General features: G+C 63.8%; 1 protein-coding gene. It reads right to left on the bottom strand.

All coding sequences use genetic code 11. From position 1 onward, the window contains the following. Window positions 1–845: elongation factor Tu (tuf, locus tag ACG00Y_RS28775; protein WP_394485086.1), on the bottom strand; the 845-nt coding region annotated here is incomplete at its 3' end.

Genomic DNA, 845 nt, shown 5'->3' with positions numbered 1-845 from the left:
CGCAGCAGGATGCCGACGTTGTCGCCTGCTTGACCTTGGTCCAGCAGCTTGCGGAACATTTCGACGCCCGTGACCGTGGTCTTCTGGACTTCGCGGATGCCGACGATTTCGATTTCTTCGCCGACCTTGATGATGCCGCGCTCGACGCGACCGGTCACGACGGTGCCGCGGCCGGAGATCGAGAAGACGTCTTCAACCGGCAGCAGGAAGGCGCCGTCGATGGCACGGTCCGGCTGGGGGATGTAGGTGTCCAGGGCTTCGGCCAGGCGCATGATGGCTTGCTCGCCCAGGTCGCCGGTGTCGCCTTCCAGGGCCAGCTTGGCCGAACCCTTGATGATGGGGGTGTCGTCACCAGGGAAGTCGTACTTGGACAGCAGCTCGCGCACTTCCATCTCGACCAGCTCGAGCAGCTCGGCGTCGTCGACCATGTCGCACTTGTTCAGGAAGACGATGATGTACTTCACGCCGACCTGGCGAGCCAGCAGGATGTGCTCGCGGGTCTGGGGCATCGGGCCGTCAGCGGCCGAGCACACCAGGATGGCGCCGTCCATCTGGGCGGCACCGGTGATCATGTTCTTGACGTAGTCGGCGTGGCCGGGGCAGTCAACGTGCGCGTAGTGGCGGTTGGCCGTCTCGTACTCGACGTGCGCGGTGTTGATCGTGATGCCGCGGGCCTTTTCTTCCGGCGCTGCGTCGATCTGGTCGTAGGCCTTGGCCTCGCCGCCAAACTTCTTGGACAGCACGGTCGCGATCGCTGCCGTCAGCGTCGTCTTGCCGTGGTCAACGTGACCAATCGTGCCCACATTGACGTGCGGCTTGGTCCGTTCAAACTTGCCTTTTGCCAT

This window comes from Pelomonas parva (assembly GCF_043555835.1).
GTDB lineage: Bacteria > Pseudomonadota > Gammaproteobacteria > Burkholderiales > Burkholderiaceae_C > Pelomonas > Pelomonas parva.
This window is presented reverse-complemented; position numbering and strand designations above follow the sequence as displayed.